Consider the following 20984-nt stretch of genomic DNA (forward strand, 5'->3'; position numbering starts at 1 on the left):
CTTAAGCCAAATTTACAACAGAAGAACCAAAGCCTTCTGTATCGGTTGTGTGCTGAAACCAGGCGAGCGTGCTGTGCAGCTGCACCACTTCCCCCACCACGATCAGGGCGGGCATCGGGGCGTCTTTCGCCAGGGTTGCAAGGTCTTGAAGTGTGCCGACAGCAACATGCTGATCGACGCGCGTGCCGCGAGAAATGACGGCAACGGGGGTCGTCGCCTCGCGACCGTGCTGAATAAGCTGTTCGCTGATGTCCGCGGCCTTCATCGTGCCCATGTATATCGCCAGCGTCTGGCGGCTCTGGGCGAGATGCGACCAGTCGAACGGCGTGCTGTCCGCCTTGTAGTGGCCGGTCACAAAGGTGACGCTCTGGGCGTAATCGCGGTGGGTCAACGGGATACCGGCGTAGGCCGTTACCGCAGAAGCCGCCGTGATGCCGGGCACCACCTGGAACGGAACGCCCGCTTCAGCTGCCGCCTGCAGCTCTTCGCCGCCGCGACCGAAAATGAACGGATCGCCCCCCTTCAGGCGCACCACGGTTTTGCCCGCTTTCGCGGCGTCAATTAGCATCTGGTTGGTGTCGTGCTGCGGCACCGAGTGCTCACCCGCCCGTTTGCCGACGCAGATTTGCTCCGCGTCGCGACGGATCAGCTCGCGCACGCCGTCGGTGACCAGATGGTCGTAGAACACCACGTCCGCATCCTGCAGCACCTGCAGGCCGCGCAGCGTCAGGAGCCCGGCATCGCCCGGCCCCGCGCCCACCAGAATGATCTCCCCGCCCGTACTGCCGGGGTTATCCAGTTCGTCCTCGAGGATTTTCTGCGCCGCTGTCTCATTACCGGCATGCATCAGGCTGGCAAAGCGGCCGCGAAACACGCGTTCCCAGAAGCGACGGCGTTCCGTCACGCTGGTCAGGCGGGTTTTCAGATGGTTGCGCCAGTAGCTGGCTTTCTCCGCCATGCGCCCGAGGCTGGTCGGCAGCAGCGCTTCGATTTTTTCCCGCAGCACGCGCGCCAGCACCGGTGCGGTACCGCCGGAGGAGATCGCCACCAGCAGCGGCGAGCGGTCAACGATCGACGGGAAAATAAACGAGCATAAAGGCTGGTCATCCACCACGTTCACCAGGCGGTAACGGGCCTGAGCGGCGTCGGAGATCCGCTGGTTCAGTTCACGATCGTCGGTCGCCGCAATTACCAGCACGACGCTGTCGATTTGTGACTCGTCGAAATCCGCCTCTTCAACGACTTTCACCTGGGCCCCTGCGCGCTGCAGAAACGCGATTTTGCGATCGGCGATTTCACCCGTGCCAACCACCAGCACCGGTTTCTCTTTAATCGCAGCAAATAAGGGCAGATAGTCCACAGGCAACAACTCACTAACAACGAGGAATAGAGGGACTATAGGGGGCGGCTTAGACCGAATGAAATTACGAATTGGAATGAGTAGTTACTCAATGGAATAACGCTGTGAAAAAGCTAATACCAAAAAGTGCTTAACGCGCGAAATTTCGGGCATTTAAGAACGATTCAAATTGTGTATGGTCGATCACAGTTTCATACTAGGCGGGTTATTATTTTGCTCTGTTTTTAAGGACTCACTATGTTTTCCGCAACGCGCCACCGTATTGCTGCCCTGGCGCTCGGCGTTTGCTTTATTCTTCCTGCCCAGGCAAAAAACCAACCTTATGGTGAAATCGCCACTATGCAGGCGCGGCATATTGCCACCGTTTTCCCTGGCCGAATGACCGGATCGCCTGCGGAAATGCTCTCCGCGGACTATCTTCGCCAGCAGTTTGCCGACATGGGTTACCAGAGCGATATCCGATCGTTTCACAGCCGCTACGTCTATACCTCACGCAATAAAACGAAAAACTGGCATAACGTGACCGGCAGTACGGTGATTGCGGCCCACGAAGGCAGCGCAAAAGAGCAAATTATCATTATGGCGCACCTTGATACCTACGCCCCGATGAGTGACGCCGATACGGATAACAATCTTGGCGGGCTGACGCTGCAGGGCATGGACGATAATGCCGCAGGCCTGGGCGTGATGCTCGAACTGGCCGAGCGGATGAAAGATATTCCCACCCAATATGGCATTCGTTTTGTTGCCACCAGCGGTGAGGAAGAGGGCAAACTCGGCGCTGAGAATCTCCTTAAGCGTATGAGCGCTGAGGAGAAGAAAAATACGCTGCTGGTGATTAACCTCGACAACCTGATCGTCGGCGACAAGCTCTATTTCAACAGCGGGCAGAGTACGCCGGGTACCGTGCGGAAACTGACGCGCGACCGGGCGCTGGCGATAGCCCGCAGCCATGGTGTTTATGCCACCAGCAATCCCGGCGGTAACCCGGATTATCCGCGAGGCACAGGCTGCTGCAACGACGGGGAAGTGTTCGATAAGGCGGGCATTCCGGTGCTGTACGTGGAAGCGACAAACTGGGCGCTGGGCAAAAAAGATGGCTACCAGCAGCGGGCTAAATCGAAGGCCTTCCCGGACGGGACGAGCTGGCACAACGTGATGCTGGACAATCAGCAGCACATCGATCGCGCGCTGCCGCAGCGGATTGAACACCGCAGTCGTGATGTGGTGAAGGTGATGCTGCCGCTGGTGAAGGAGCTGGCGAAAGCGGGGAAAGCCTGAGGCCGTTAAGCCCGGTGGCGGCTACGCCTTACCGGGCCTACATATGGAACGAGACTTTGTAGGCCCGGTAAGCGCAGCGCCACCGGGCAAAAAGGTTATCACCCTTCGTGCAACCCGCACTCGCGCTTCAGCCCGAAGAATCGCGTCTCTTCTTCCGCCATGCCCGGTTCCCACTTACGCGTGGTGTGGGTATCGCCCACCGACAGATAGCCCTGGTCCCACAGCGGATGGTATTTCAGCCCGTGCTTTTGCAGGTACTGGTACACCGTCCGGTTATCCCAGTCGATAATCGGCAGCACTTTAAAGACCCCGCGCTGCACCGCCAGCACCGGTAAGGTTGCCCGGCTACCGGACTGCTCGCGGCGCAGACCCGCAAACCACGTCTGGGCATTAAGCTCTTTCAGCGCCCGGTTCATCGGCTCGACCTTGTTGATCTCATTGTATTTCTCAATGCCCTCAACGCCCTGCTCCCACAGCTTGCCGTAGCGCGCCTCCTGCCAGGCCGCGCTTTCCGTCGCGCGGTAGACCTTGAGGTTCAGCCTGAGCTTGTCCGTCAGCTCGTCAATAAACTGATAGGTTTCCGGGAACAGATAGCCGGTATCGGTGAGGATCACCGGAATGTCCGGACGGATCTGATTCACCAGATGCAGGCTGACCGCCGCCTGAATACCAAAGCTCGACGAGAGCACATACTCTCCCGGCAGGTTTTCCAGGGCCCACGCCACGCGCCCTTCGGCGTCCAGCTTTTCAAGGTGGGCATTGGTTTCTGCCAGCGCCAGAATACGTTCGACTTTTGGCAGGTCATTAAGGGCGTTTAGATCGAGTACGGACATAATTACCTCTCGTGTTTACTCCCAGAAATCCCTGGCGGGATCGAGCACCGGGCGAATGATGCCCGCACGCACCGTAAAGTCGCCGAAGCCTTCACCCGCTTCGCGCTCTTTCGCCCAGCGCCCGACAAGCTCGTCGATGGAATCAAGAATTTCCGGCTCGGTGATGTTCTCGCGGAACATACGCGGAATGCGCGTGCCGATACGGTTACCGCCTAGGTGCAGGTTGTAGCGCCCCGGCGCTTTCCCCACCAGCCCCAGTTCGGCCAGCATCGCGCGACCGCAACCGTTCGGGCAGCCCGTCACGCGCATAACAATATGCTCGTCCGGAATGCCGTGTTTTTCCAGAATCGCTTCTACCTTGTCAGTGAATGACGGCAGGAAACGTTCCGCTTCGGCCATCGCCAGCGGGCAGGTCGGGAACGACACGCAGGCCATTGAGTTTTCACGCTGCGGCTTCACCGCATCCATCAACCCATGTTCGCGCGCCAGCTTCTCGATCTTCGCCTTCTGGCTTTCCGGCACGCCGGCAATGATCAGGTTCTGGTTAGCGGTGATGCGGAACTCGCCCTTATGGATCTTCGCAATTTCCAGCAGACCGGTTTTCAGCGGACGCCCCGGATAATCCAGAATACGGCCGTTTTCGATAAACAGCGTCAGGTGCCATTTATTGTCGATACCCTTCACCCAGCCAATGCGATCGCCGCGACCGGTGAATTCGTAAGGGCGGATCGGCTCAAACTTGATGCCCGCGCGACGCTCCACTTCCGCTTTGAACGTCTCCACGCCCACGCGCTCCAGGGTGTATTTGGTTTTCGCGTTTTTACGGTCGGTACGGTTACCCCAGTCGCGCTGGGTCGTCACCACCGCTTCCGCCACGGCCAGCGTATGCTCCAGCGGCAGGAAGCCGAACTCGCTCGCGGTGCGGGCATAGGTTTTCTTGTTACCGTGCTCAATGGACAGGCCGCCGCCCACCAGCAGGTTAAAGCCCACCAGCTTGCCGTTTTCGGCAATCGCCACGAAGTTCATGTCGTTGGCGTGCAGGTCGATATCGTTCTGCGGCGGGATCACTACCGTGGTTTTAAACTTACGCGGCAGGTAGGTCTGACCGAGGATCGGTTCTTCGTCCGTAGTCGCGACTTTTTCCTGATCGAGCCAGATCTCCGCATAGGCGCGCGTGCGCGGCAGCAGGTGCTCGGAGATCTTCTTCGCCCACTCGTACGCTTCAGCGTGCAACTCGGACTCATACGGGTTCGAGGTGCAGAGCACGTTACGGTTCATGTCGTTGGCGGTCGCCAGCGCGTCCAGCCCAACGGAGTGCAGCATCTGGTGCACCGGCTTGACGTTCTTCTTCAGAATGCCGTGGAACTGGAAGGTCTGACGGTTGGTCAGACGGATGCTGCCGTAGATCGTGTTTTCACCGGCAAACTTGTCGATCGCCTGCCACTGTTTGGTGGTAATCACCCCACCCGGCAGACGGCAGCGCAGCAGCATCGCGTGACGCGGCTCCAGCTTCTGCTCTGCACGCTCGGCGCGGATGTCGCGGTCGTCCTGCTGGTACATGCCGTGGAAACGGATCAGCAGGAAGTTGTCGCCTTTGAAACCGCCGGTGAGACCGTCATTCAGATCTTCAGCAATGGTGCCACGCAGATAGTTGCTTTCCAGCTTCATGCGCTCGGCGTCTGTCAGTTTACCTTCGACCACCAGTGGCCCTGGATGTTTTTCGCTCATTAGTAGACATCTCGCTGATAACGGCGCTCAACGCGCAGCTCACTTAAAAATTCATCCGCCGCTTCGGCATCCATACCGCCGAATTCGGCAATCACTTCCAGCAAAGTCTGCTCAACGTCTTTCGCCATGCGATTAGCGTCGCCGCAGACATAAATGTGGGCACCGTCATTGATCCAGCGCCACAGCTCTGCGCCCTGTTCGCGCAGTTTGTCTTGTACGTATACTTTTTCTTTCTGGTCGCGGGACCAGGCCAGATCGATGCGGGTCAGTACGCCTTCTTTCACATAGCGCTGCCACTCCACCTGGTAGAGGAAATCTTCCGTAAAGTGTGGGTTGCCGAAGAACAGCCAGTTTTTACCCGGTGCGCCATCCGCCGCACGCTGCTGCATGAAGGCGCGGAACGGCGCAATGCCGGTGCCCGGGCCAATCATGATGACCGGCGTTTCCGGATTTGCCGGCAGGCGGAAGTTGTCGTTGTGCTCGATAAAGACGCGCACTTCGCCCTCTTCTTCCACGCGGTCAGCCAGGAAGCCCGATGCTCCACCCGTACGGGCGCGGCCTTCGATGTCGTAGCGCACCACGCCGACGGTGATATGCACTTCGCTCTCCACCTCGGCCTGAGACGAGGCAATGGAATACAGGCGTGGGGTCAGCGGACGCAGCAGGCCGATCAGCGCATCGGCATCCAGCTGAGCCGGAGAGAAGCGCACCATATCGACAATCGGCGTCGTCGCGGCGTAATGCTGCAGCTTCGCCTTGTCGCCCACCAGCGGCAGCAGGGATTCGCTGCGCGTTAAGGTGGCATAATTTTCGACGATATTCGGGGTATTCACCGTCAGCTCAAAATGCCACTGCAGCGCTTCAGAAAGCGGCTGCGTTTTGCCGTCAACGGTGACGGGCTCGTCGCCTTTCAGCCACAGCAGCTCAACCAGCTCTTTCACCAGCGCCGGATCGTTCTGATACCAGACGCCCAACGCATCGCCAGGCTGATAGCGCAGGCCCGAGTCGCCGAGATCGATTTCGATATGGCGAACGTCTTTTTCGGAATCGCGGCCGGTAATTTTCTGGTTCACCGACAGGCTCGCCGCCAGCGGCGCCTCTTTGGTGTACGGGCTGGTGTGGATGTCGTTAACAGCACCCGTCGCGGTGAACGCGGCCTGGGCTGACGTCTCTTTCGGCACGCGCGCTTTTAGCACGTCGACGATGCGGGCACGCCATTCAGCGGCGGCGGTCTGGTATTCGACATCTGCGTCAACGCGGTCCAGCAGGCGCTCTGCGCCCAGCTCCGCCAGCCTGCTGTCGAAGTCTTTGCCGGACTGGCAGAAGAATTCATAGGAGGTATCGCCCAGGCCAAAGACGGCAAACGCCGTGCCATCCAGCTTCGGCGCTTTTTTCGAGAACAGGAACTTATGCAGCGCCACCGCTTCTTCTGCGGGTTCACCTTCACCCTGCGTAGAAGCCACCACTACCAGCAGTTTTTCTGACGCGATTTGCTTAAATTTATAATCCCCGGCGTTGACCAGGTTCACGTTCAGCCTGGCGGCCAGCAGGTCGTCACGCAGCGCTTCGGCCACGCGGCGGGCGTTACCCGTCTGCGAGGCGGAAATCAGAGTAATGGCCGGAATTTCTACGGCCGTGGCCGGTGCACCCGCCACAGCGCCAGGCTGCTGATTGAGCATTCCCCAGAAATAACCGGAGACCCAGGCAAGCTGAGTGGGAGAAAAATCAGAGGTGGCAGCCTGAAGGCGCGCCAGTTGCTCCGGGTTCAGGGGAAGCAAATTTGAAGGTGGGGCCTGTGTTGTCATGCGTCGTTATGTTCCAGTAGCCAAGCGGACTTTAAGCGAATAAATCCAAACTGAAGATAAGGTTAACGGCGAGGATAATAACAATTAAAGAAGGGATGGAAATAATAAATAACCAAATGGACTAACCTGTTTTGGTTGTCATGCTTAGCGATAAAACCGATTAAATAATTATTTGAAATATAAGAACAAATAGCGATAAACCCCCCGTATACGAGGCGGTTGCCGCTCAGAGCCGTTTTAGTTAATGCTAAAAATTGTGCTTTCCGGTACTATGCGGCGGTTTTTTCCGCATTACTGAGAGCGATCATGTCCACCACACTGTTTAAAGATTTCACCTTCGAAGCCGCCCACCACCTTCCGCATGTCCCTGAAGGGCATAAATGTGGCCGTCTGCACGGGCATTCGTTCATGGTGCGTCTTGAGATCACCGGTGAAGTTGATCCGCATACCGGTTGGATCATGGATTTTGCCGAGCTGAAGGCGGCGTTTAAGCCGACCTACGATCGTCTGGATCACTACTACCTGAATGAGATCCCGGGCCTTGAAAACCCGACCAGCGAGGTGCTGGCAAAATGGATTTGGGATCAGATGAAACCGCGGGTACCGCTGCTGAGCGCGGTGATGATCAAAGAGACCTGCACCGCGGGCTGCATCTATCGCGGCGAGTGATGCTTGCCGGGTGGCGGCTTCGCCTTACCCGGCCTACAATCGCCTGGAACCGTAGGCCCGGTAAGCGCTCGCGCCACCGGGCTTTTTTTCAGGCGATATTCAGATACTTGTGCGTCTGCATCGACAGGCGCCAGTTGCGCGCAATACAGGTTTCAATGCACAGGCGCGTTGCATCGTCTTTCTGGCTGATAGGCTGCAGGGCAATGACCCGCTGCTTTTCGTCCGTCAGCGTGGCCAGCAGTTCATCCAGCGCTTCGATATCACGCACGCGTCCTACCGGGTGCTTAATCTCATCCGCGCGCTCCAGCGCCTGAGACAGCACGTCATACCCGCCGCGCATATTCACTTTTGGCGATACCGTCACCCAGGTGGTGTGCGAGCAGCGCACTTCATGGGTGCCGCTGGTTTCGATCTGGCAGCTGTAGCCGTTCTTTTCGAGCAGCTCGGTCAGCGGCGTCAGATCGTGGATGCAGGGTTCACCGCCGGTGATCACCACGTGACGCGCCGTCCAGCCCTGACGACCAATGATGGCGAGCAGATCTTCGGCACTGCCCGCGCCCCACTTATCGCTCTCTTTGGTTTTCGCCAGAATGCTAAACAGCGACACTTCCCGATCTGCGAGCTTATCCCACGTATGTTTGGTATCACACCAGGCACAGCCAACCGGGCATCCCTGTAAACGAATGAAAATAGCGGGAACGCCGGTAAAGTAACCCTCGCCTTGCAGGGTCTGGAACATCTCGTTAATCGGGTACTGCATAGTCATCTCAGTAAAGGGGATAAACGATAAGTATCGCAGATCCCCGCCGGATGGTCATGCTCCATCGGTGCTTTACGCGCCAATCGCCGCCATAAACCGTTCCGTGATTTGCTGCGGACGGGTGATCGCGCCGCCGACCACCACCGTATGCGCGCCCAGCGCCAGACACCTGGCCGCACGCTCGGGGGTATCCACGTTGCCTTCGGCAACCACGGGCACCGTCACGGCGGCCAGCACCGCCTTCAGGAACGCGCAGTCGTTTTCCGGAAGTGAATGGCCCGCCGTTTCCGCCGTGTAGCCGTAAAGCGTGGTGCCGACGCAGTCAAAGCCCAGCGCCTGCGCCGTCACGGCTTCCTCCACGGAGGAGATATCCGCCATCAGCAGCACCGCGGGATAACGTGCGCGGATGCGTGAGACCAGCGTTTCCAGAGATTCTCCGCCGGGACGTGGCCGCGCCGTCGCATCAAGCGCAATGATGTCCGGCGAGACGCTCATGAGCTCATCCACTTCTTTCATTGTCGCGGTGATAAACACCTCGCTTTCGGGATAATCCCGTTTGATGATGCCGATGACGGGCAAAGACACCTGCTGCCTGATGGCCTCGATATCCACCACGCTGTTCGCGCGAATGGCGGCAGCCCCGCCCTGTGCCGCAGCCAGCGCCATGCGCGACATAATAAACGGGCTGTGCAGCGGTTCATTTTCCAGCGCCTGACAGGAGACGACCAGTTTTCCCTTCAGGGTATCCAGTACAGTTTTCATTACGATAAGATCTCTTCCACTTCGTTTTTGATAATCGTGACGTGCGGGCCATAAATGACCTGAACGCCGTTGCCGCGCACGATAACGCCGCGCGCCCCGGTGGCTTTCAGTGCCGACTCATTCACTTTGCTGCCGTCTTTAACCGTGACGCGAAGACGCGTGGCGCAGCAGTCCACCTCGTCCAGATTCTCTTTTCCGCCTAATCCGGCGATCACCGCGGCTGCGCGTTCGTTTTGCGGCAAACTGACCTCATCAGCCATCGCCTCCTTTTCCCGACCTGGCGTCGCGAAATCAAAGCGGTTAATCAGATAGCGGAAGGTAAAGTAGTAAAGGAAGAACCACGGTACGCCGACCAGCGGAACGAACATCCAGTTGGTTTTGGCTTCTCCCTGCAAAATGCCGAACAGCACGAAGTCGATGAAACCGCCGGAGAAGGTTTGCCCGATGGTGATATGCAGCATGTGCGCGAGCATGAATGCCAGCCCGTCAAACAGCGCATGGATGACGTAGAGCACCGGCGCAATAAACAGGAACGAGAATTCGATAGGCTCGGTAATCCCGGTCAGGAACGAGGTTAACGCCGCAGAAAGCAGCAGCCCGGCAACGCGTTTTTTGTTCTCGGGTTTTGCCGTGTGGTACATCGCCAGGCACGCCCCGAGCAGGCCAAACATCATCGTAATAAAGCGCCCGGACATGAAGCGTGACGTGCCCTCATAGAAATGTTGCGTGTTCGGGTCAGCCAGCTGAGCGAAGAAGATCCGCTGCGTGCCTTCCACGAGGTGTCCGTTGACGATTTCACTCCCGCCAAGCGCGGTGGTCCAGAAAGGCAGATAGAAGATGTGGTGCAGACCGAACGGACCCAGCATGCGTAAAATGAAGCCGTACAGCAAAGTGCCCAGATAGCCGGTCGCATCCACCAGCCCGCCGAGACCAAAAATCAGCTTCTGGAAATGCGGCCAGACCACGGTCATGAGCGCACCGACGAGTATCGCCGCCAGCGAGCTGATGATAGGAACAAAGCGCGAGCCGCCAAAAAAGCCCAGGAACTGCGGAAGTGCAATCTTGTTAAACCGATGATGGAGCGCGCAGGTTACCAGCCCAATCACCACGCCGCCAAAGACGCCGGTTTCCAGCGTCTGAATACCCAGCGTCATGCCCTGCCCCACCGCACCCGGGTTCTCATGCGCCAGTTTGCCGGTGAGGATCAGCAGCGCGTTGATGGTGGCATTCATCACCAGAAACGCGAGAAGCGCCGCCAGCCCCGCCGTGCCCTTATCGCTTTTTGCCAGCCCGACGGCGACCCCAACCGCAAACAGCACCGAGAGGTTCGCAAACACGATGGATCCTGCGCTGCTCATGATGGTGAAAATGGCCTGCAGCCAGCTCACGTCTAAAAACGGATAGGCCGCCAGCGTGTTGGGATTGGATAGCGCGCCGCCTATCCCCAGCAGCAGACCCGCCGCAGGCAGCACGGCAATCGGCAACATAAAGGATTTGCCAAAGCGCTGCGCTTTTTCAAACCATCCCCCTGAAGAAGCCCCACTGAATATTTGCATCATTTTTTCATCCCCCCATTAATAGATGAAAATTTTTACCATATTAATTTTAGATAGTGAAAATTATCATCAAAAACCAGGACAACGATCATACTTTTTCGAAATGACTGGCATCCTTCCCCCGCTTTCCGCCACACTAGTCGCAGAGAAACGCATTAAGGATCGAGCATGTCAGACCATGAAAACCTGCTGCTGAAGCTACGCCAGGAGGCTTCCGGGTACAGCCCAACACAACAAAAACTCGGTGAGTTTGTTCTCAGCGATCCTGCCCGGGTGCTCTACCTGACGATCACCGAACTGGCGCGCGAGAGCCACACCAGCGAGGCCAGCGTGACGCGTCTTTGCCGCACGCTGGGCTGCAAGGGCTATAACGAATTTAAAATGGCGCTTGCGCTGGATATTCAGCAGGGCCAGCCCGCGCGCCAGGCGGGGGATGAGATTGATAACGTCGTGGATGAGTCGGTGCAGGCTTTGCAGGACACCGCCAGGCTCCTTGACCGCACGCTGCTTGAAAAGGCCGCGCTGGCGCTGCATCAGGCGCAGTCGGTGCAGATTTATGGCGTTGCGGCCAGCGCGATCCTCGGGGAGTATCTGCACTATAAGCTGTTGCGGCTGGGCAAACCCGCACAGCTGTTTAGCGATATGCACCGCGCGGCCATGAATGCGACAACGCTTTCGTCAGAAACTCTGGTGGTGGCAATCTCCAGTTCCGGCTCAACGCGGGATCTACTCCATGTGGTGAAGCTTGCCCGCAAGCGCGGCGTTAAGGTTCTGGCACTCAGCAATACGCCTCGCAGCCCGCTGGCGTCCCTGAGCGACATGCAGCTGGTGGCCGCCAAGCCAGAGGGGCCGCTTAGCGCGGGCGCGCTCAATGCCAAAGTTGGGGTCATGCTGCTGGTCGAACTGCTGACCACGTCCATGATTGCGCTGGATGGCCGTTACGGCGACGTTAGCCAGCAAACGGCCAGCGCCACGCTTCCTCTGTTACTCTAAAAACCCTTCGCAGGCTAAATAAAAATAGCCTGCGCTTAATGTCGCCTGATTTAAGTTAAGTGGTGTTTAAATCATTTATCCGGTAAATGTTTGGTGTAACAAAGTATTATATTTATTACATTTCGAATTAAGTTCACCATCCGATAAGCACCACAAAATGACTTTAAAATCATAATGTTGAAATATTCATTTTAATAAATTGAATTTTCACCCTGCCTGTAATGTCCAATATCTCCACCTGAATTCCTTTCCTTAAAATAAGCTTAAGATGCTGTCTATTTCGGCGTTTTATTATTTAAATGCCGTTTACTTTTGCACGCCTACAATCCGCCTCATCAATCATAATGAGACGGTATTAATGAAGATGTTAATGATTACAGGCGTGACGGGGTTTCTGGGCGGTGCAGTACTGGAAAAAATTCTGACCAGCGATCAATCCGTAAAACTGCTTTTGCTCGCGCGTGCCAGCGATCCGCAGAGCGGGCTGGAGCGCGTGCTGGAGAACATGCGCAAGTTCAACGTTCCTGAGAACAAACTGGCCACTCTGAGCGAGGACAATATCCTCATTGGCGATCTCAGCCAGCCTGAAGCCTTCCTGAACGATCCGCGTCTGGACCAGGTCACGCATGTCGTGAACTGTGCAGCTGTTGCCTCATTTGGTAACAACCCGCTCATCTGGAAGGTCAACGTGGAAGGAACGCTGGCACTGGCGCGCCGCATGGAGCAGGTTTCAACGCTACAACGCTTCCTCCACGTGGGCACGGCAATGTCATGTACGCCGGAGCAGGATTCCCTGGTCGCCGAAAGCGCCGAATTCAGAGAGAATGCTGAACACCTGGTGGAATACACGTTTTCGAAGTCAACCATCGAACAGCTGATGCGCCAGGAATGTCCGAACCTGCCGCTGCTCATCGCGCGTCCATCCATCGTTGTCGGCCATACCCGCCACGGCTGCACGCCCTCGAGCAGTATTTTCTGGGTCTTCAGCATGGGCCTGATGCTGCAGAAGTTTATGTGCTCGATGGAGGACCGGATCGACGTTGTCCCGGTGGATTATTGTGCCGACGCGCTGTTAATGCTGCTCAACAGCAACGCGCGTCCGGGGGAAGTGGTACACATTTCGGCCGGAGAAGAGAACAGCGTTCGCTTTGCGGATATTGATAATGCGATGGCGCAGGCGCAGGAGAAAGCCCCCGTCGGGGATAAGTACGCACAGGTCAGCTACGAAACGCTGGTCAGAATGCGCCGTGAACTGAAAACGATTTTTGGCCCGTGCAACGAACGTCTGATGCTGAGAGCCATGCGGTTATACGGTGCGTTTGCCACGCTTAACGTGCGATTCAGCAACGATAAGCTGCTGAGCATGGGGATGCCGAAGCCACCCCGGTTTACGGATTACATTGCCCGCTGCGTGCAAACCACCCGGGGGCTGACCATTCCGGAGCAAATGGCGGTCGATTTTAAATAGCCAAAAAAAATGCCAGTCATTCGACTGGCATTTTCATGTTAAGGCTTAAGCGATTATGCCTGGCCTTTGATCTCTTTACGACCGTTGTATGGTGCTTTTTCGCCCAGCGCTTCTTCGATACGAATCAGCTGGTTGTATTTAGCAACACGGTCAGAACGGCTCATAGAACCCGTTTTGATCTGGCCAGCAGCGGTACCCACAGCCAGGTCAGCAATGGTCGCGTCTTCAGTTTCGCCAGAACGGTGAGAGATAACCGCGGTGTAGCCAGCGTCTTTCGCCATTTTGATCGCAGCCAGCGTTTCGGTCAGGGAACCGATCTGGTTGAATTTGATCAGGATGGAGTTAACGATGCCTTTCTCGATACCTTCTTTCAGGATCTTGGTGTTGGTTACGAACAGGTCGTCACCCACCAGCTGGATTTTGTCGCCCAGTACTTTAGTCTGGTATGCGAAGCCAGCCCAGTCAGACTCGTCCAGACCGTCTTCGATAGACACGATTGGGTACTGTTTGGTCAGGTCTTCCAGGAAGTGAGTGAACTCTTCGGAGGTGAACGCTTTGTTGCCTTCGCCAGCCAGAACGTATTTACCGTCTTTGTAGAATTCTGATGCTGCACAGTCCATCGCCAGGGTGATGTCTTTGCCCAGCTCGTAGCCCGCTGCTTTTACCGCTTCTGCGATAACAGCCAGTGCTTCTGCGTTAGAACCCAGGTTTGGCGCATAGCCACCTTCGTCACCCACAGCCGTGTTCATACCTTTAGCTTTCAGAACTTTAGCCAGGTTGTGGAACACTTCAGAACCCATACGTACTGCTTCTTTCAGGGATTTCGCGCCAACTGGCTGAATCATGAATTCCTGAATATCAACGTTGTTGTCTGCGTGCTCACCACCGTTGATGATGTTCATCATTGGTACAGGCATGGAGTATTTGCCTGGGGTGCCGTTCAGTTCAGCGATGTGCTCGAACAGTGGCATACCTTTAGCCGCCGCAGCCGCTTTGGCGTTCGCCAGGGAAACGGCCAGGATTGCGTTCGCACCGAAGTTAGATTTGTTTTCAGTACCGTCCAGATCGATCATGATCTTGTCGATGCCAGCCTGATCTTTGGCATCTTTGCCAACGATAGCCTGAGCAATAGGACCGTTAACAGCGCCAACCGCTTTCAGTACGCCTTTGCCCATGAAACGGGATTTGTCGCCATCACGCAGTTCCAGCGCTTCGCGGGAACCAGTAGAAGCACCTGATGGAGCAGCTGCCATACCGACGAAACCACCTTCCAGATGAACTTCGGCTTCAACGGTCGGGTTACCACGGGAGTCGATGATTTCACGACCGATGACTTTAACGATTTTGGACATTAGATTTTCCTCAGTACAAGTTAAACTAAAACTCCAGACAAACAACGCGTACCAAAGGTACGCGTTGCCGTTCTAACTTTTTTTACTTCGCCTGACGCTTCTGGTAGTCGCTGGCGGCCTTCACAAAGCCTGCAAACAGCGGATGCCCGTCACGTGGCGTTGAAGTAAATTCCGGGTGGAACTGGCAGGCGACAAACCACGGATGGTTTGGCACTTCGATGATCTCGACTAACTGATCATCCCCGGAGCGGCCCGCAACACGCAGACCCGCAGCTTCAATTTGTTTCAACAGCATGTTGTTGACTTCATAGCGGTGACGATGGCGCTCGGTGATGACCGGCTCGCCGTACAGCTTGCGAACCACGCTATCGTCAGTCAGCTGGCAGGCCTGTGCGCCGAGACGCATAGTGCCACCCAGATCGCTCTTCTCGGTACGGACTTCGACGTTACCGTCTTCATCACGCCATTCAGTGATAAGCGCCACAACAGGGTACTTACAGTCTGGCACAAATTCCGTAGAGTTCGCGTTTTCCATTCCCGCTACGTTGCGCGCAAATTCGATCAGCGCAACCTGCATACCCAGACAGATGCCGAGGTATGGAATATTGTTTTCACGCGCATAACGCGCGGTGGCGATCTTGCCTTCTACACCACGGTAGCCGAAGCCACCAGGGATAAGGATAGCATCCAGATCTTTCAGGATTTCAACGCCACGCGTTTCAACATCCTGCGAATCAATCAGCTTGATGTTCACGGAGACACGGTTCTTCAGACCACCGTGTTTCAGCGCTTCGATCACGGACTTATAGGCATCCGGCAGCTCGATGTACTTGCCGACCATACCGATAGTCACTTCGCCTGCCGGGTTGGCTTCTTCGTAAATAACCTGTTCCCATTCAGACAGGTTAGCTTCCGGACAGTTCAAGCTGAATCGTTTACAAATATAATCGTCCAGACCCTGTGATTTCAACAGGCCCGGGATTTTATAAATGGAATCGACATCTTTCATTGAAATAACGGCTTTTTCAGGCACGTTACAGAACAATGCAATTTTCGCACGTTCGTTCGCCGGAATGGCGCGATCGGAACGGCAAACCAGGATGTCAGGCTGAATACCGATAGAGAGCAGCTCTTTAACAGAGTGCTGGGTCGGTTTGGTTTTCACTTCACCTGCCGCCGCCATGTAAGGCACCAGCGTCAGGTGCATGAACAGCGCGTGTTCACGACCAATGTCTACCGCCAGCTGACGAATCGCTTCGAGGAACGGCAGGGATTCGATATCACCCACGGTACCGCCGATTTCAACCAGCACAACGTCATGCCCTTCGCCACCGGCAAGGACACGCTCTTTGATGGCGTTAGTGATGTGTGGGATAACCTGCACGGTCGCGCCCAGATAGTCACCACGGCGCTCTTTACGCAGAACGTCAGAGTAGATGCGGCCAGTCGTAAAGTTATTACGACGGGTCATTTTGGTACGAATGAAACGCTCGTAGTGGCCAAGATCCAGATCGGTTTCAGCGCCGTCTTCAGTAACGAACACTTCCCCGTGTTGGGTTGGGCTCATGGTGCCAGGATCGACGTTGATATACGGATCCAGTTTCATCATGGTCACATTGAGGCCACGGGCTTCAAGAATGGCTGCGAGGGAGGCTGCGGCAATGCCTTTACCCAGAGAGGATACGACCCCGCCGGTCACAAAAATATAGTTCGTTGTCATGCTGAACCTGAGAAGTTAGGGTGAAACGATGGAATAACCAGGACGGGAAAGTAGTATACCCGAACACGGCGAGCGCCACAAACTTTCATTCTCCGTCTCCATTCCAGGCCATGACAAACATAAGGAGTGAGAAAATAGCCCCTTTTGGGTAAATGTTTTTGACGCAAATCAAGCGCTTGTCATTTAAAAAATCACACAAATTGCGCTTGATCGCAAAATTTCGTTAGAGATCAGATTCCTGGCGCTTTACTTCCTGCCAGACTTCTTCCATCGCGTCGAGGTCAATACCGCTCATTTCCAGGCCTCGCGAGGCGACAATCCGCTCCACTTCGCGAAAGCGGCGTTCGAACTTAAGGTTGGCTTTTTGCAGCGCCGTTTCCGCTTTTACACCCAGGTGGCGAGAAAGGTTGACGGTCGCAAACAGCAGATCGCCCATCTCTTCCTCAAGCTTTGCTTCATCCACCACCGCCTGCTGCGCTTCGTGCATCACCTCGTCAATCTCTTCGTGCACTTTATCCAGCACCGGGCCGAGGGAGGTCCAGTCAAACCCCACGGCGGAGCAGCGTTTCTGGATTTTGTGCGCGCGCATCAGCGCGGGCAGGCTCAGCGGAATGTCGTCCAGCGCGGAGTGCTGGGATTTTTCTGCCCGCTCGGCGCTTTTGATCTGCTCCCAGCGGGCCAGGACTTCGGTGCTGGTTCCTGCGGTAGCGTCACCGAAAATATGGGGATGGCGGCGCTCAAGCTTGTCGCTGATGGCAGCGCAGATATCGTCAAAGTTAAAGCGCCCTTCTTCCTGCGCCATCTGCGCGTAGAACACAACCTGGAAAAGCAGATCGCCCAGCTCGCCGCGCAGGTCGTCAAAATCTTCACGGGAAATCGCGTCCAGCACCTCGTAGGTCTCTTCAAGGGTGTACGGGGCGATGGTGGCGAAAGTCTGCTCTTTGTCCCACGGGCAGCCGTTTTCCGGGTCGCGCAGGCGTTTCATGATGCCGAGCAGGCGGTCGATTTGAGTCATAATACTGTCCTGATGAAAAAATGCCGGGTGGCGGCGTTGCCTTACCCGGCCTACGGAAGAGGATGTTTAGCCGCCGTGCAGACGACGCGCGTCAATCACATCCGGCACCTGGTTCAGCTTGCCGAGCACGCGGCCCAGCACCTGCAGGTTATAGATTTCGATGGTCATATCGATGGTGGCAAGCTGCTCGCGGGTATCGCTGCGGCTGGCGACGCCCAGCACGTTGACCTTCTCGTTGGCGAGAATGGTCGTGATGTCGCGCAGCAGGCCGCTGCGGTCGTTGGCAGTGACGCGCACCACCAGCGAGTAGCCGGCGGAGTAGCTCTCGCCCCAGACCGCTTCCACGATGCGCTCCGGCGCATGGGACTGCAGCTCGGCAAGCTGGTCGCAGTCGGAGCGGTGGATCGAGATCCCGCGCCCCTGGGTGATAAAGCCGACGATATCGTCGCCTGGAATTGGCTGACAGCAGCGGGCAATGTGGTGCATCAGGTTACCGACACCTTCGACCACCACGCGGCCGTTGTCTTTGCTGCGCTGCTGCGGCGCGTAAGTTTTCTGCTGCAGTTGCTTCAGCGCCGCCGCGTCCTGCTCTTCCGCGCTTGGCTTATTGAACTGCGCCTGCAGGAAGTTCACCATCTGATTCAGACGAATATCACCGCCGCCAATCGCCGCTAACAGCTCATCAAGCTCGTTGAAGTTGTAGCGCGGCAGCAGGAATTTCTCCGCCTCTTTCAGGCTGATACCGATATGCTCCAGCTCGTCGTCAAGGATCTGGCGGCCGGCAAGGATATTCTTGTCTCGATCCTGTTTGCGGAACCAGGCGTGAATCTTCGAGCGCCCGCGGCTGGTGGTGACATACCCCAGGTTCGGGTTAAGCCAGTCCCGGCTCGGGTTCGGCTGCTTCTGGGTAATGATTTCAATCTGGTCGCCCATCTGCAGCTGATAGGTGAACGGTACGATACGCCCGCCAATTTTCGCCCCGATGCAGCGGTGCCCCACATCGCTATGGATGTGGTAGGCAAAATCGAGCGGCGTAGAGCCGGCCGGCAGGTCGACAACGTCCCCTTTCGGGGTAAAGACGTAGACGCGATCGTCAAAGACCTGGCTGCGCACTTCGTCGAGCATCTCGCCGGAATCGGCCATCTCTTCCTGCCACGCAATCAGCTTACGCAGCCAGGCAATGCGGTCTTCGTGGCCTGAACGCGCCCCGCCGGACGTGCCTTCTTTGTATTTCCAGTGCGCGGCAACGCCCAGCTCGGCGTCCTCGTGCATCTGTTTGGTGCGGATCTGAATCTCGACCGTTTTACCGCCAGGGCCAAGCACCACGGTATGGATTGACTGATAGCCGTTCGGTTTGGGGTTGGCGACATAGTCGTCAAACTCATCGGGCAGATGACGGAAGTGCGTGTGCACTATCCCCAGCGCGGCGTAGCAGTCCTGCAGACGCTCCGCCACGATACGCACGGCGCGCACGTCAAACAGCTCGTCAAAGGCGAGGTGTTTCTTCTGCATTTTGCGCCAGATGCTGTAGATGTGCTTTGGTCGACCGTAGACTTCGGCGCGCACGTTCTCTTCTTTCATCGCCTGGCGCAGGCCGCCGACAAACTCCTCGATATAGTGCTCGCGGTCGATGCGGCGCTCGTGCAGGAGTTTGGCAATCCGTTTGTATTCCGCCGGGTGCAGATAGCGGAAGCAGTAATCTTCCAGCTCCCACTTCAGCTGACCAATCCCCAGCCGGTTCGCCAGCGGCGCATAGATGTTCGTACACTCTTTGGCAGCCAGCACGCGCTCGTCTTCCGGCGCATCCTTCACCTCTCGCAGGTGGGCAATACGCTCGGCCAGCTTGATGACCACGCAGCGGAAATCATCCACCATGGCCAGCAGCATCCGGCGAACGTTATCGACCTGCTCTGAGGAGACGGAATCCGTATGCGCGGCTTTGAGCTGACGAATGGCTGCCATATCGCGCACGCCGTGGATCAGCGCAACGACGGATTTTCCGACGCTGTCGCGCAGCACGTCTTCGCTGACCACGTCCGCATCCGCGAGGGGGAAGAGCAGCGCAGCCTGCAGCGTTTCGATGTCCATGTTCAGCATGGACAGGATTTCAACCATCTCCACGCCGCGCCACAGGAGAAGATCGGCGTCGGGATGCCCCTGCGTGGTGCGCAGACAATAGGCCCAGGTTTCGGTTAAGCGTTCACACGACTGCTGGCTGGAAATTCCCAGACTTGCGATCCATTTTTGTGGGTCAAACTCCCCAGCTTTATTGAGATGTGCACTTCTTACCGCAACCATTGTCCTCTCCTTTAGGGACCAGGGCCTGTCGAAGTCGACAAGCCAAACAAATTAGATGTGCTCGAACAACACCATCGATTCCAGATGCCCAGTGTGCGGGAACATGTCCAGCATTGCCAGACGCTGAATCTGGTAACCCGCGCTGAGCAGTGCCTCGCTGTCCCGGGCAAGCGTTGCCGGGTTACAGGAAACATAGACCACACGCTTTGGCGCGAGTTTAATAATATGTGCCATCACGCCCGGGGCACCGGCACGTGCCGGGTCGAGCAAAATTTTATCGAAGCCCTGCTTTGCCCACGGTTGTTGGGTGACATCGTCCTCAAGATTTTGATGAAAGAATGTCACATTTTGCAAGCCGTTCTGCCGCGCGTTCTCCTGCCCTTTCGCCACCAGCGCCTCAACGCCTTCCACACCGACGACGCTGGCCGCTTCTCGCGCCAGCGGCAGCGTGAAGTTGCCCATTCCGCAGAACAGATCGAGCACCCGGTCGCTTTTCTGAACGTCCAGCCACGCCAGCGCTTTCGCTACCATCTGCTGGTTAACGCCATCATTCACCTGAATGAAATCCCGCGGGCTGAACGTTAAGCGTAGCCCGTTTGACGCATACCAGGGCGCCTCACCGGTAACCTGTTCAAGTATCTCGCTTTGTGGTGCAAGGAAAAGCGCCAGGTCGTGGGAATGCGAAAAGCGTTCCAGTTTTTCGCGATCTTTCTTCGACAACGGCGCGGTATGGCGCAGCACCATCAGCGGGCCATTGTTTGCCATGACCAGTTCGACGTGCCCAAGATGGCGTACGCCGTCCAGCCCGGAGAGGCAGATGCGCACTTCCGGAAGCAATGCCTCAAGATGGGGCACCAAAATGGGGCACTGCTTCACGTCAACGATGTCGCTGGAGCCGGCCTTGCGAAACCCCATCTCCAGCCGCTCCGTTTTTGGCTGATAGCTGAGGCTCAGGCGCGCGCGACGACGATAGCCCCAGGGCTCATCGGCAACAATTTCGTTAACGTCATGTTTGAGCAGACGCGCCAGCGCGCGGCTTTTGCTTTTTTGCTGTAATTCTGTGCTCGCATGCTGTTGCTGGCAGCCGCCGCACACGCCAAAATGGGGGCAGCGGGGTGCCACACGCTCCGGGCTATCGCTGAGGCGACGCTTAACCTGCCCGCGCGCAAACTGGCGTTTATCTTCCGTCAGCGTAATTTCTGCTCGTTCTGCTGGCAGTAAACCTGTTATAAACAGAGCCTTACCATTGTGGCGTGCCACTCCCTGGCCAAACGGATCGAGGTCCGTGGCCTCAACAGTGATGATTTGACGCGTCGTCACGCGTCGCTTTGCAGAGTAGAATTGCGCCATCGCCGAGATTTTTCTCACATAACCATAATTATCT

16 protein-coding genes are annotated in these 20984 nt (G+C 56.6%); 4 read left to right on the forward strand and 12 right to left on the reverse strand.

The annotated features are described in order from the left end of the window. Position 1: 1 nt before the first annotated feature. Positions 2–1360, reverse strand: a complete 1359-nt coding sequence (gene cysG, locus AA74_RS0111170) for a siroheme synthase CysG (protein WP_025912399.1) — start codon at positions 1358–1360, stop codon at positions 2–4. A 237-nt stretch (positions 1361–1597) separates the two neighbouring features. On the opposite strand from cysG, the gene AA74_RS0111175 reads away from it, so the two are divergent. Then, on the forward strand, positions 1598–2641 hold the full coding sequence (locus AA74_RS0111175) for an aminopeptidase (RefSeq protein WP_008499615.1): 1044 nt from the start codon (positions 1598–1600) through the stop codon (positions 2639–2641). 98 nt (positions 2642–2739) lie between these two features. On the opposite strand, the gene cysH is transcribed toward AA74_RS0111175, so the two are convergent. Genes cysH through cysJ form a run of 3 tightly spaced genes read right to left on the reverse strand, consistent with a single transcriptional unit; the run spans position 2740 to position 7007 of the window. After that, complete coding sequence (gene cysH / locus AA74_RS0111180; RefSeq protein WP_008499616.1) at positions 2740–3474, reverse strand: phosphoadenosine phosphosulfate reductase; 735 nt, start codon at positions 3472–3474, stop codon at positions 2740–2742. 15 nt (positions 3475–3489) lie between these two features. After that, a complete protein-coding gene (cysI, locus tag AA74_RS0111185) occupies positions 3490–5202 on the reverse strand; it encodes an assimilatory sulfite reductase (NADPH) hemoprotein subunit (protein WP_008499617.1) in 1713 nt (570 codons plus the stop codon). Continuing rightward, positions 5202–7007: an NADPH-dependent assimilatory sulfite reductase flavoprotein subunit gene (cysJ, locus tag AA74_RS0111190; RefSeq protein ID WP_023344814.1), complete on the reverse strand. Its 1806-nt coding sequence runs from the start codon at positions 7005–7007 to the stop codon at positions 5202–5204. Before cysJ ends, cysI begins: the two co-directional genes overlap by 1 nt. A gap of 306 nt (positions 7008–7313) precedes the next feature. Here cysJ and queD point away from each other — a divergent pair, with 306 nt between their 5' ends. Next, complete coding sequence (queD, locus tag AA74_RS0111195) at positions 7314–7676, forward strand: 6-carboxytetrahydropterin synthase QueD (protein ID WP_023294450.1); 363 nt, start codon at positions 7314–7316, stop codon at positions 7674–7676. A gap of 88 nt (positions 7677–7764) precedes the next feature. Here the strand turns inward: queD and queE are convergent, their stop codons facing one another. The 3 genes from queE to AA74_RS0111210 form a co-directional block, all read right to left on the reverse strand. Then, positions 7765–8436 (reverse strand): 7-carboxy-7-deazaguanine synthase QueE, encoded by a 672-nt coding sequence (gene queE / locus AA74_RS0111200; RefSeq protein ID WP_021241905.1) that lies wholly within the window; start codon positions 8434–8436, stop codon positions 7765–7767. 72 nt (positions 8437–8508) lie between these two features. Then, positions 8509–9198: an N-acetylmannosamine-6-phosphate 2-epimerase gene (locus tag AA74_RS0111205; RefSeq protein WP_023325983.1), complete on the reverse strand. Its 690-nt coding sequence runs from the start codon at positions 9196–9198 to the stop codon at positions 8509–8511. Then, positions 9198–10757, reverse strand: coding sequence for a PTS transporter subunit EIIC (locus AA74_RS0111210; protein ID WP_023294452.1), 1560 nt, complete (start codon positions 10755–10757; stop codon positions 9198–9200). Before AA74_RS0111210 ends, AA74_RS0111205 begins: the two co-directional genes overlap by 1 nt. A gap of 165 nt (positions 10758–10922) precedes the next feature. On the opposite strand from AA74_RS0111210, the gene AA74_RS0111215 reads away from it, so the two are divergent. Together AA74_RS0111215 and AA74_RS0111220 are read left to right on the forward strand one after the other, a co-directional pair. After that, on the forward strand, positions 10923–11747 hold the full coding sequence (locus AA74_RS0111215) for a MurR/RpiR family transcriptional regulator (RefSeq protein WP_008499624.1): 825 nt from the start codon (positions 10923–10925) through the stop codon (positions 11745–11747). Between the two features lie 358 nt (positions 11748–12105). Beyond that, complete coding sequence (locus AA74_RS0111220; RefSeq protein WP_025912400.1) at positions 12106–13215, forward strand: SDR family oxidoreductase; 1110 nt, start codon at positions 12106–12108, stop codon at positions 13213–13215. Between the two features lie 53 nt (positions 13216–13268). Here the strand turns inward: AA74_RS0111220 and eno are convergent, their stop codons facing one another. The 5 genes from eno to rlmD form a co-directional block, all read right to left on the reverse strand. Next, on the reverse strand, positions 13269–14567 hold the full coding sequence (gene eno / locus AA74_RS0111225) for a phosphopyruvate hydratase (protein WP_003862715.1): 1299 nt from the start codon (positions 14565–14567) through the stop codon (positions 13269–13271). Between the two features lie 82 nt (positions 14568–14649). After that, positions 14650–16287 carry a glutamine hydrolyzing CTP synthase gene (gene pyrG, locus AA74_RS0111230; RefSeq protein WP_008499626.1) on the reverse strand — a complete coding sequence of 546 codons (1638 nt, stop codon included), beginning with the start codon at positions 16285–16287 and terminating at the stop codon, positions 14650–14652. Positions 16288–16510: 223 nt separating this feature from the next. After that, positions 16511–17302, reverse strand: coding sequence for a nucleoside triphosphate pyrophosphohydrolase (gene mazG, locus AA74_RS0111235; protein WP_008499627.1), 792 nt, complete (start codon positions 17300–17302; stop codon positions 16511–16513). 66 nt (positions 17303–17368) lie between these two features. After that, positions 17369–19600 carry a GTP diphosphokinase gene (relA, locus tag AA74_RS0111240; RefSeq protein WP_008499628.1) on the reverse strand — a complete coding sequence of 744 codons (2232 nt, stop codon included), beginning with the start codon at positions 19598–19600 and terminating at the stop codon, positions 17369–17371. A gap of 51 nt (positions 19601–19651) precedes the next feature. Beyond that, the gene (gene rlmD, locus AA74_RS0111245; RefSeq protein ID WP_023294454.1) at positions 19652–20950 is read right to left on the reverse strand and encodes a 23S rRNA (uracil(1939)-C(5))-methyltransferase RlmD; all 1299 of its coding nucleotides are present in this window, start codon (positions 20948–20950) and stop codon (positions 19652–19654) included. Positions 20951–20984: the final 34 nt, after the last annotated feature.

It is taken from the genome of Enterobacter sp. 5-4 (assembly GCF_000612205.1).
Classification (GTDB): Bacteria; Pseudomonadota; Gammaproteobacteria; order Enterobacterales; family Enterobacteriaceae; genus Enterobacter; species Enterobacter roggenkampii.

Bases quoted from the DNA above. Each gene is read 5' to 3' on its own strand.
- AA74_RS0111175 (WP_008499615.1), top strand. From the start codon at position 1,598: ATGTTTTCCGCAACGCGCCACCGTATTGCTGCCCTGGCGCTCGGCGTT.
- cysH (WP_008499616.1), bottom strand. From the start codon at position 3,474: ATGTCCGTACTCGATCTAAACGCCCTTAATGACCTGCCAAAAGTCGAA.
- cysI (WP_008499617.1), bottom strand. From the start codon at position 5,202: ATGAGCGAAAAACATCCAGGGCCACTGGTGGTCGAAGGTAAACTGACA.
- cysJ (WP_023344814.1), bottom strand. From the start codon at position 7,007: ATGACAACACAGGCCCCACCTTCAAATTTGCTTCCCCTGAACCCGGAG.
- queD (WP_023294450.1), top strand. From the start codon at position 7,314: ATGTCCACCACACTGTTTAAAGATTTCACCTTCGAAGCCGCCCACCAC.
- queE (WP_021241905.1), bottom strand. From the start codon at position 8,436: ATGCAGTACCCGATTAACGAGATGTTCCAGACCCTGCAAGGCGAGGGT.
- AA74_RS0111205 (WP_023325983.1), bottom strand. From the start codon at position 9,198: ATGAAAACTGTACTGGATACCCTGAAGGGAAAACTGGTCGTCTCCTGT.
- AA74_RS0111210 (WP_023294452.1), bottom strand. From the start codon at position 10,757: ATGATGCAAATATTCAGTGGGGCTTCTTCAGGGGGATGGTTTGAAAAA.
- AA74_RS0111215 (WP_008499624.1), top strand. From the start codon at position 10,923: ATGTCAGACCATGAAAACCTGCTGCTGAAGCTACGCCAGGAGGCTTCC.
- AA74_RS0111220 (WP_025912400.1), top strand. From the start codon at position 12,106: ATGAAGATGTTAATGATTACAGGCGTGACGGGGTTTCTGGGCGGTGCA.
- eno (WP_003862715.1), bottom strand. From the start codon at position 14,567: ATGTCCAAAATCGTTAAAGTCATCGGTCGTGAAATCATCGACTCCCGT.
- pyrG (WP_008499626.1), bottom strand. From the start codon at position 16,287: ATGACAACGAACTATATTTTTGTGACCGGCGGGGTCGTATCCTCTCTG.
- mazG (WP_008499627.1), bottom strand. From the start codon at position 17,302: ATGACTCAAATCGACCGCCTGCTCGGCATCATGAAACGCCTGCGCGAC.
- relA (WP_008499628.1), bottom strand. From the start codon at position 19,600: ATGGTTGCGGTAAGAAGTGCACATCTCAATAAAGCTGGGGAGTTTGAC.
- rlmD (WP_023294454.1), bottom strand. From the start codon at position 20,950: ATGGCGCAATTCTACTCTGCAAAGCGACGCGTGACGACGCGTCAAATC.